This is a genomic window from Tistlia sp. (assembly GCF_040905785.1).
Lineage (GTDB): Bacteria > Pseudomonadota > Alphaproteobacteria > Kiloniellales > DSM-21159 > Tistlia.
In genome coordinates, this window is the sequence record NZ_JBBDQW010000012.1 from 46,945 (window position 1) to 55,880 (window position 8,936).

8 protein-coding genes are annotated in these 8,936 nt (G+C 72.5%); 6 read left to right on the top strand and 2 right to left on the bottom strand.

The window, feature by feature from the left end:
- Positions 1–24: 24 nt before the first annotated feature.
- The 5 genes from WD341_RS03565 (at position 25) to purC (ending at position 6,145) form a co-directional block, all read left to right on the top strand.
- Positions 25–3,096 carry a bifunctional [glutamine synthetase] adenylyltransferase/[glutamine synthetase]-adenylyl-L-tyrosine phosphorylase gene (locus tag WD341_RS03565; protein WP_368424044.1) on the top strand — a complete coding sequence of 1,024 codons (3,072 nt, stop codon included), beginning with the start codon at positions 25–27 and terminating at the stop codon, positions 3,094–3,096.
- Positions 3,097–3,152: 56 nt separating this feature from the next.
- Positions 3,153–3,617, top strand: a complete 465-nt coding sequence (bcp, locus tag WD341_RS03570) for a thioredoxin-dependent thiol peroxidase (RefSeq protein WP_368424045.1) — start codon at positions 3,153–3,155, stop codon at positions 3,615–3,617.
- 143 nt (positions 3,618–3,760) lie between these two features.
- On the top strand, positions 3,761–4,561 hold the full coding sequence (locus WD341_RS03575) for a ferritin-like domain-containing protein (RefSeq protein ID WP_368424046.1): 801 nt from the start codon (positions 3,761–3,763) through the stop codon (positions 4,559–4,561).
- Positions 4,562–4,660: 99 nt separating this feature from the next.
- Positions 4,661–5,218, top strand: coding sequence for a DNA-3-methyladenine glycosylase I (locus WD341_RS03580; RefSeq protein ID WP_368424047.1), 558 nt, complete (start codon positions 4,661–4,663; stop codon positions 5,216–5,218).
- A 165-nt stretch (positions 5,219–5,383) separates the two neighbouring features.
- Positions 5,384–6,145, top strand: coding sequence for a phosphoribosylaminoimidazolesuccinocarboxamide synthase (purC, locus tag WD341_RS03585; protein WP_368424048.1), 762 nt, complete (start codon positions 5,384–5,386; stop codon positions 6,143–6,145).
- On the opposite strand, the gene WD341_RS03590 is transcribed toward purC, so the two are convergent.
- Both WD341_RS03590 and bluB read right to left on the bottom strand, forming a co-directional pair.
- A complete protein-coding gene (locus tag WD341_RS03590; RefSeq protein WP_368424049.1) occupies positions 6,120–6,659 on the bottom strand; it encodes a GNAT family N-acetyltransferase in 540 nt (179 codons plus the stop codon). The genes purC and WD341_RS03590 overlap by 26 nt on opposite strands.
- Positions 6,660–6,673: 14 nt before the next feature.
- Positions 6,674–7,348, bottom strand: a complete 675-nt coding sequence (gene bluB / locus WD341_RS03595; protein WP_368424050.1) for a 5,6-dimethylbenzimidazole synthase — start codon at positions 7,346–7,348, stop codon at positions 6,674–6,676.
- 49 nt (positions 7,349–7,397) lie between these two features.
- Between bluB and WD341_RS03600 the strand changes: the two genes are divergently transcribed.
- Positions 7,398–8,834: a multicopper oxidase family protein gene (locus WD341_RS03600; protein WP_368424051.1), complete on the top strand. Its 1,437-nt coding sequence runs from the start codon at positions 7,398–7,400 to the stop codon at positions 8,832–8,834.
- Positions 8,835–8,936 lie beyond the last annotated feature (102 nt).

Genomic DNA, 8,936 nt, shown 5'->3' on the forward strand with positions numbered 1-8,936 from the left:
TCGCCTGGCCAGGCCGGGTCGCGCTTGACCTCACCATCCCGGCTGGCGGACCTTGCCGGCACCATGGAACTCCACGCCGATTTCGCCTCCGCAGACTGGCCGTCGCCAGCCGACGCGCACCAGAAGGACCTCGCCCTCGCCCGCTGGGCCGAGGCAGCGCGGCGGCTCGAGCCGCCCGACGACCGCGAGGCGGTCGGGCTGACGGAGGATCCCGACGCTCTTCGACTGCTCGAGGCCTGCTTCGGCAATTCGCCCTTTCTCACCGACGCCCTCCTGCGGGAGCCGGTCTTCTCCCTCGATCTGCTGCGCGACGGGCCGGACCTCGTCCTCGCCGGGCTGCTCGATGAGGTGAAGGCGCTGGGCGAGCCGGAAGTTCCGCGCGACCGGCTGTCGGCCGGGCTGCGCCGGGCCAAGCGACGCGCGGCCCTGGCCATCGCGCTGGCCGACATCGGCGGGCTCTGGGAGCTGGAGAGGCTGACCGGCGCCCTCAGCGAACTGGCGGACGCGGCCCTGGACGCGGCGCTCGCCTGGCTGCTGCGCCAGCGCATCGAGCGCGGCGACCTGGAGCTCCCCGGCGGCGCCGCGGCGCCGCTCGAAGGCTGCGGCTACTTCGTGCTGGCGATGGGCAAGCAGGGCGCCCGCGAGCTCAACTACTCCTCCGACATCGACCTCATCGTCTTCTACGAGCCCGAGCGCGTGACCTATGCCGGCCGGCGCACGCTCTCGGAAGCCATGGTGCGCCTGACCGAGGACCTGGCGCGCCTTATGGACGAGCGGACCGCCGAGGGCTACGTGTTCCGCACCGACCTGCGGCTGCGCCCCGACCCCGGCGCGACGCCGCTGGCGATCTCCGTCGACGCGGCCCTCGCCTACTACGAATCGGCGGGCCAGAACTGGGAGCGCGCGGCCATGATCAAGGCGCGCGTGGCAGCCGGCGATCGCAAGGAGGGCGAAGCCTTTCTGCGCGACCTCAAGCCCTTCGTCTGGCGCAAGCACCTGGACTTCTGGGCGATCCAGGACGTCCATTCGATCAAGCGCCAGATCCAGTCGGTCAAGGGCGGCGCCGCCGTCGCGGTCGAGGGTCACAACGTCAAGCTGGGGCGCGGCGGCATTCGCGAGATCGAGTTCTTCTGCCAGACCCAACAGCTGATCTACGGCGGCCGGGACCCGCGCCTGCGCGACCCGCGCACGCTGCAGGCGCTGCAGGCCCTGGCCGACAGCGGCCACATCGCCCAGGCGACGGCCGACGAGATGGCCGCGGCCTACCGCGAGCTGCGCCGCATCGAGCACCGGCTGCAGATGGTCGACGACCGCCAGACCCACAGCCTGCCCGACACCGCCGAGGGCATCGAGCGGATCGGCACCTTTCTCGGCCACGACGAGCCCGGGAGCTTCCGGCGCAGCCTGCTGGCGACGCTGCGCTGCGTCGAGAGCCACTACGGCGAGCTGTTCGAGGAGGCGCCGCCGCTGTCCGGGCCGGGCAACCTGGTGTTCACCGGCGGCGAGCCCGATCCCGGCACGCTCGATACCCTGGCCGGAATGGGCTTCAAGGACGGCGCCCGCGTCTTCAACATCGTCCGCGCCTGGCATCACGGGCGCTACCGGGCGACCCGCTCCAGCCGGGCCCGCGGCCTGCTCACGGAGCTGATGCCGGCGCTGCTGGAGAAGCTCGGCGAGACCCGCGAGCCCGACGAGGGACTGGCCCGCTTCGACGCCTTCCTCGGCAAGCTGCCCGAGGGCGTCCAGCTGTTCAGCCTGCTCTATCAGAACCCCGGCCTGCTCGACCTGCTCGCCGAGGTCATGGGTCGCGCGCCGGCGCTGGCCGAGCACCTCGGCCGCAACGCCGCCCTGCTGGAGGCGGTTATCGACGGCCGATTCCTGGAGCCGCACCCCGGACGGGAGACCTTGGAGGAGGAACTGGCGCGGGAGCTGCGCCAGGCCCGGGACTTCCAGGACAGCCTCGACATCGTGCGCCGCTGGGCCAACGACCGCCGCTTCCTGATCGGTATCGCCCTGCTGCGCCAGGGCATCGAGGTCGACGAGGCCGGCGCGGCGCTAAGCGACATCGCCGAGACCTGCATCGCCGGCCTGCTCGGCCCCTGCGGCGAGGAGCTGGCACGCACGCACGGGCGGCTGCCCGGGCCGGGCCTGGCGGTGCTGGCGCTCGGCAAGCTGGGCGCGCGCGACATGACCGTCTCCAGCGACCTCGATCTGGTGTTCCTCTACGAGGCCGGGGCCGAAGGCGGCGAGGAGCAGGAGTCCGACGGCGCCAAGCCGATCCCGCCCAGCCTCTACTACGGGCGCTTGGCGCAGCGGCTGATCTCCGCGCTGTCGGCCCTGACCGGTGAGGGCCGGCTCTACGAGGTCGACCCCCGGCTCAGGCCCTCGGGCAGCGCCGGCCCGATCGCCCTGTCGCGCCACGGCTTCCTGCGCTACCAGCGCGAGAAGGCCTGGGCCTGGGAGCACATGGCCCTGACGCGGGCCCGGGTCGTGGTCGCCGAGCCGGCGCTGGGCGAAGCGATCGAGCGGGACATCCGTTCGGTGCTGAGAGCCGAGCGGGACCCCTCCCGCCTGGTCGTCGACGTCGACACCATGCGCGAGCGCATCGCCAGGCAGCACCCCGGCCGCTCGCTGTGGGACAGCAAGTACCTCCGGGGCGCCCTCTACGACCTCGACTTCCTGGCCCAGTACCTGCAGTTGCGCCACGCCGCGGCGCATCCCGAGGTGCTCAGCCGCTCGACCGCCCAGGTCTTCTCCCAGCTGGCGGAGGCCGGGCTGCTGAAGCCCGAGAGCGCCGGCTTCCTGGCCGAGGCGACGCGGCTCTGGCGCCGTGTCCAGGGCTTCCTGCGCCTGACCGTCGGCGACCGCTTCGAGGAGGCGAAGGCGCTGCCGGGCCTCAAGGCCGCCCTGGCCCGGGCCGCCGGCACCGGGGATTTCGAGTCGCTCAAGCAGCGCCTCATGGAGACCGCCGAGGGCGTCTCCCAGTGCTACTGCGAGATCGTTGCCGAGCCGGCGCGGCGCGCCAAGGCGGCGCAGGAGGAGGCGGGCGACGAACAGGCGGGCGATGAGCAGCCGGGCGCTGGCCGCGGCGCTTGACAGGGCCGCGCCCAGCGACTCCTTTCCCGCCCGGGACAGCCAGCAGGAGAGCTCAGATGACGGTCGAGGTCGGTCAGCAGGCGCCGGACTTTTCGATGCCCACGGACGGCGGCGGCTCGGTGTCCCTGGGGGACCTGAAGGGCAGGCCGGTCGTGCTCTACTTCTACCCGAAGGACGACACGCCCGGCTGCACCAAGCAGGCCTGCGGCTTCAACGAAGCGCTGCCCGACTTCTCGGGTGTCGATGCGAAGGTGATCGGCGTCTCGCGCGACCCGGTCAAGAAGCACGACCGCTTCAAGGAGAAGTACGGCCTGAAGTTCCATCTCGCCTCCGACGCCGACGGCAAGGCCTCGGAGGCCTACGGCACCTGGGTCGAGAGATCGATTTACGGGCGCAAGTACATGGGCATGGAGCGGGCGACCTTTCTGATCGATCGCGAGGGCGTGGTGCGCGGCGTCTGGCGCAAGGTCAAGGTGCCCGGCCACGTCGAGGACGTGCTGAAGGCGGCGAAGGCGCTTTAGGGCGGCGCCGGAGCGGTGCCGCCGGCGCAGCCCGCGCCCTGCGCCAGGCTCGGGAAGGCGGCCGTTCGCGCCGGCCTCCGCTTCATCCTGAGCCCGCCGGACGATGTGGGAGCACGGCCGGACGAACCTGATAGGAAGAGACGATGCAGTTCACCCTGGCCGGCGCGGCCCTCGCGGTGCTCGACGTCGCCGAGCCGGAGCGCAAGGTGCGGCGCAGCCACGCCATCGCCTCGGACTGGCGCGGCCTGCGCATCCACGAGATCGGCAGCGCCGCCCCGCCCGACCGTCCGGCGCGGCCCGGAAAGCCCGAGCTGAAGCCGGCGACCCGGGTCAGGAAGCGCAAGATCGGGCCGGGACTCGCGGGGCGAGTCGCGCTGCTGCACGCGCTCGCCCACATCGAGCTCAACGCCGTCGACCTGGCCTGGGACATCGTCGCCCGCTTCACCCACGAGGACCTGCCGCACGACTTCTATGACGACTGGGTCAAGGTCGCCGACGAGGAGGCGAAGCACTTCGCCCTGCTCTCCGACCGGCTCGCGGCGCTGGGTGCGGCCTACGGCGACCTGCCGGCCCACGACGGCCTGTGGGAGGCCGCCCTCGAGACCCGCCACGACCTGCTGGCGCGTCTCGCGGTCGTGCCGCTGGTGCTGGAGGCGCGCGGCCTGGACGTCACCCCGGCCATGGTCGGCAAGCTGCGCGACGCCGGCGATGCGGACTCCGCGGCGGTCCTGCAGGTCATCTACGACGAGGAGATCGGCCACGTCGCGACCGGCAAGCGCTGGTTCGCCTGGCTCTGCGAGCGTCGCGGCCTGGAGCCGGTCGCAACCTGGCAGGCGCTGGTCCGCAAGCACTTCCGCGGGCAGCTCAAGCGGCCCTTCAACGAGCCCGGGCGCGCCGAGGCGGGACTTCCGGCCGACTGGTACGCGCCGCTCGCCGGCGACTAGCCAGCGCGCCGCTCCGGGACGAGATCCTACTTGAACAAAAAGAGAACATCAGCCAGCATAGCGGCTCGTGAAGGGGAAAGGTCGGGAGGGCGGGAGACGATGCCGAAGCGCTGCTCCTGGTGCGGCACCGACCCGCTCTACGTCGCCTACCACGACGAGGAGTGGGGCGTGCCGGAGTACGACGCCCGGGCGCTGTGGGAGCTGCTGAGCCTCGAGAGCTTCCAGTCCGGCCTGTCGTGGATCACGATCCTGAGGAAGCGCGAGGCCTTCCGCGCCGGCTTCGCCGGCTTCGATCCCGCCGCGGTAGCGCGCTTCGGCGAGCCCGAGGTCCAGGCGCTGCTCACCGACGCCGGCATCGTGCGGCACCGCGGCAAGATCGCGGCGACGATCGACGGCGCCCGCGCCTTCCTGCAGCTGGAGGAGAGCTACCCGGGCGGCTTCCCGGGTTTCGTCTGGGAGACGGTCGGGGGCCGGCCGCGGGTCAACCGGCCCGGCACCTCGGCGGGAGTCCCGGCCGTCACGCCCGAGGCCGAGATCCTGTCGAAGCGGCTCAAGAAGGCCGGCTTCCGCTTCGTCGGGCCGACCATCGTCTACGCGTTCATGCAGGCGGCGGGGCTGGTCGACGACCACGTCGCGGACTGCTTCAAGGCGACCTGACGTCCCGCGGCGAAGACCCTGGCCGGGGGGCGGGGTCGACGGGGCGCCTCATTGTTTTGAGCCCGGCCCCCTGCTATATACCGGCCCTATCCGATCCCCATTTTCGGCGGTTGCAGCCAAGCGCGGCGGAACGCGCGCTCCCGCCCCCTTCCCAAAGAGACAGGAATGCGACGCAGACGAATCTACGAAGGCAAGGCGAAGGTCCTGTTCGAGGGACCCGAGCCCGGGACCCTGGTGCAGTACTTCAAGGACGACGCGACGGCCTTCAACGCCCAGAAGCGCGGCATCATCACCGGCAAGGGCGTGCTCAACAATCGCATCTCCGAGTACCTGATGCTGCGCCTCGAGGAGGTCGGCATCCCGACCCACTTCGTGCGCCGGCTGAACATGCGCGAGCAGCTGATCCGCGAGGTCGAGATCATCCCGATCGAGGTCGTCGTGCGCAACGTCGCCGCCGGCTCGCTGGCCCAGCGCTTCAAGCTGGAGGAGGGCACGCGCCTGCCCCGCTCGATCGTCGAGTACTACCTCAAGAACGACGAGCTCGGCGATCCGCTGGTCACCGAGGAGCACATCACCGCCTTCGGCTGGGCGGCGACCCAGGACATCGACGACATGCTGCAGATGGCGCTGCGCGTGAACGACTTCCTGACCGGCCTGTTTCTCGGCGTCGGCCTCAAGCTGGTCGACTTCAAGGTCGAGTTCGGCCGGCTCTGGGAGGACGAGCAGATGCGCATCGTCCTGGCCGACGAGATCAGCCCGGACTCCTGCCGGATCTGGGACGTCCAGACCAACGAGAAGCTCGACAAGGACCGCTTCCGCCGCGACCTCGGCAACGTCGAGCAGGCCTACCAGGAGGTCGCCCGCCGCCTCGGCGTTCTGCCCGAGGCCGGCCCGATGGACCTCAAGGGCCCCAAGGCGATGCAGTAGGGCCGGTTGCCCCTCGGTCGGGCGCCGGCAGGAGCTTCTCGACGGCGTAGTTGTGGATCGGCACGCCGGCGACCTCGAACTCCCGCCTTGCCGTCACCGCGAAGCCCTGCCTCGTGAAGAAGCCCCGCGCCGCCTCGCTCGCCTCGGCGAAGAGCCGGGCGATGCCGCGCTCGCGCGCCAGGCTCTCCAGCACCTCGTAGAGCGCCGACACGACGCCGCGGCCGGCGGCTTCCGGTGCGCAGTAGAGCAAGTGGATGTGACCGTCCGGCTCCAGGTCGACGAAGGCGAGCGGGCGAACCGAGGCGTCCACGGCGACCAGCCTGACTCGGCCGTCGCCGGCGAGTTCCCGCAGCCGCGCCGGCGAGGGCGCGAGCGCCGCCCAGGCCTCGACCTGAGAGGCCGCGTAGTGGCGCGCGCCGATCTCCTCGACCGAGCGCCGGTAGAGCCTCGCGAGCGGCTCGGCGTCCCGGTCCTCGTAGCCTCGGATGCGCGCCGCCGCGCCGGCTCGCGCCATCGCCTCCTCCCCTCTCAGCGCCTCAGCACCCGGCGTCCCGCGCCGGTCCGGCCCTGCCAGCCGGCGCGCTCGAGCTCGGGCACGACGGCCGGCTCCTCGGGCCAGCCGATGCAGAGGTAGGCGACGAAACGCCAATCCGCCGCCACCGCGAGGTCGCGGGCGAGCGCGCCCGGCTCCAGGATCGACACCCAGCCCAGGCCGACGCCCTCGGCGCGCAGCGCCAGCCACAGGGTCTGCACCGCCTGCACCACGGAATAGCGCCGGGTCTCGGGCATGGTCGCCTGGCCGAGGCCGTGGCCCTGGCCCGTCGCCTCGTCGCAGAAGACGGCGAGCTGCACCGGCGCGTCCTCGAGGTCGGCCAGCTTCAGCCGGGCGTAGAGCGCACGGCGCTGCTCCGGCTGGGCGGCCAGGGCCTCGGCGTTGGCGGCGCGGAAGTTGGCGCGCACCGCCGCGCGCGCGGCTGCGCTGTCGACCGCGACGAAGCGCCAGGGCTGGCTGTTGCCGACCGACGGCGCCAGGCAGGCGAGGTCGAGCGCCCGCTCGACCAGCGCCTGCGGCACCGGGTCGCGGCGGAAGCGCCGGACGTCGCGGCGCCAGCGCAGCAGGGCCGCGAAATCGGCCCGGAAGCGGGCATCGAAGACCGGCGGGTCCTCCCGGGCGCGGATCTCGCGGAAGGCCAGGACGCTCACGGACTTGTTCCTCTGCAGCTGCCGGCGATCATGCTCTATTCTGGCGGCCATGATCGAGTCACAGCCACGTCGGCGTTTCCTGCAGGGCCTTGCCGCCGCCGGCGCGCTCGCCGCCCTGCCCCTGCCCCTGCGGAAGCTGAGCGCCGCCGCGCCGCGCGTCCTGCGCCCGCAGCCGGCCGAGGCGCAGCTGGTCGGGCCGGCCTACCCGAAGACGGCCGTCTGGGCGTACGACGGCCTGGTGCCGGGGCCGACCCTGCGCCTGCGCCAGGGCGAGCGGCTGGCGGTGCGGCTGGACAACGGCCTGCCGCAGGAGACGACGCTGCACTGGCACGGCCTGCGCCTGCCCAACGCGATGGACGGCGTGCCCGGGGTGACACAGGAGGCCGTCGCCCCCGGCCAGGGCTTTGACTACGCCTTCGCAGCGCCCGACGCCGGCACCTTCTGGTACCACTCCCACGCCGCCTCGGCCGAGCAGGGCGCCCGCGGCCTCGCCGGCCCGCTGATCGTCGAGGAGGCCGAGCCGGCGGCGCTCGCTCCGCTGCAGATCGACCGCGAGGAGGTCTGGCTGCTGGCCGACTGGCGCCTGGACGAGCAGGCGCAGCTCGTCGAGCCGATGACGACCATGATGGATCTCAGCCACGCCGGGCGGATCGGCAACACGGTGACGCTGAACGGCTTCATCCCGGAAGCCTGGCCCGTGCGCGCCGGCGAACGGGTCCGCCTGCGCCTGATCAACGCGGCCAACGCGCGCTTCTTCGCCCTGCGCTTCGAAGCCCACGAGCCCTGGGTGGTCGCCGTCGATGGCCAGCCCTGCACGCCCTTCCGGGCCCGCGTGGGGGGGGTCGGGCTGCCGCCCGCCGGGCGGGTCGACCTGCTCGTCGACCTGCCCGGCCGGCCCGGCAGCCGCTTCACCGTGACCGACGACGCCTACGCCGGCTCGGCCTACAAGCTTCTTGAGATCGCGTACGCCGAGGAGTCGCCCCTGCGGCCCGCGCCGCCGCCCGACCCGGCGGGCCTGCCCGCCAACCCGCTGCCCGAGCCGGACCTGGACGCCGCCAGGACCCTGGAGATCGCCCTGGAGGGCGGCGCCATGGGCGGCCTCGCCGAGGCGCGGCTGCACGGCCGGACCATGGGCCTGCGCGACCTCGCCCGCCAGGGCAAGGTCTGGGCGCTCAACGGCGTCGTCGCCGGCGACCACCAGCACCCGCTGCTCGCCGCACTGAAGCTCGGCGAGAGCGTCCGGCTGGTCATGGAGAACCGGACCGCCTTCCCGCACCCGATGCACCTGCACGGCCACCACTTCAAGCTGCTCGCCCGCGACGGCGTGCCGGAGACGCGCGGCATCTGGCACGACACGGTGACGGTGCGGGCCGACAGCCGGGTCGAGGTCGCCTTCGTCGCCGACAACCCCGGCGACTGGGCCTTCCACTGCCACATCCCCGAGCACATGATGGCCGGCATGACGTCGCTGTTCCGGGTGGAGTGAGCGGGCCGGGCGCTTCGTGGTTCGACAAGCTCACCACGAAGCGCCATCTGAAGCCCGCGCCTACCCATCCGTCGCTTCATGGTGAGCCTGTCGAACCACGAA

Excerpts from the sequence above, each read along its gene's own strand:
- bcp (WP_368424045.1), top strand. The coding sequence starts at position 3,153 with ATGACGGTCGAGGTCGGTCAGCAGGCGCCGGACTTTTCGATGCCCACG.
- WD341_RS03575 (WP_368424046.1), top strand. The coding sequence starts at position 3,761 with ATGCAGTTCACCCTGGCCGGCGCGGCCCTCGCGGTGCTCGACGTCGCC.
- WD341_RS03580 (WP_368424047.1), top strand. The coding sequence starts at position 4,661 with ATGCCGAAGCGCTGCTCCTGGTGCGGCACCGACCCGCTCTACGTCGCC.
- purC (WP_368424048.1), top strand. The coding sequence starts at position 5,384 with ATGCGACGCAGACGAATCTACGAAGGCAAGGCGAAGGTCCTGTTCGAG.
- WD341_RS03590 (WP_368424049.1), bottom strand. The coding sequence starts at position 6,659 with ATGGCGCGAGCCGGCGCGGCGGCGCGCATCCGAGGCTACGAGGACCGG.
- WD341_RS03600 (WP_368424051.1), top strand. The coding sequence starts at position 7,398 with ATGATCGAGTCACAGCCACGTCGGCGTTTCCTGCAGGGCCTTGCCGCC.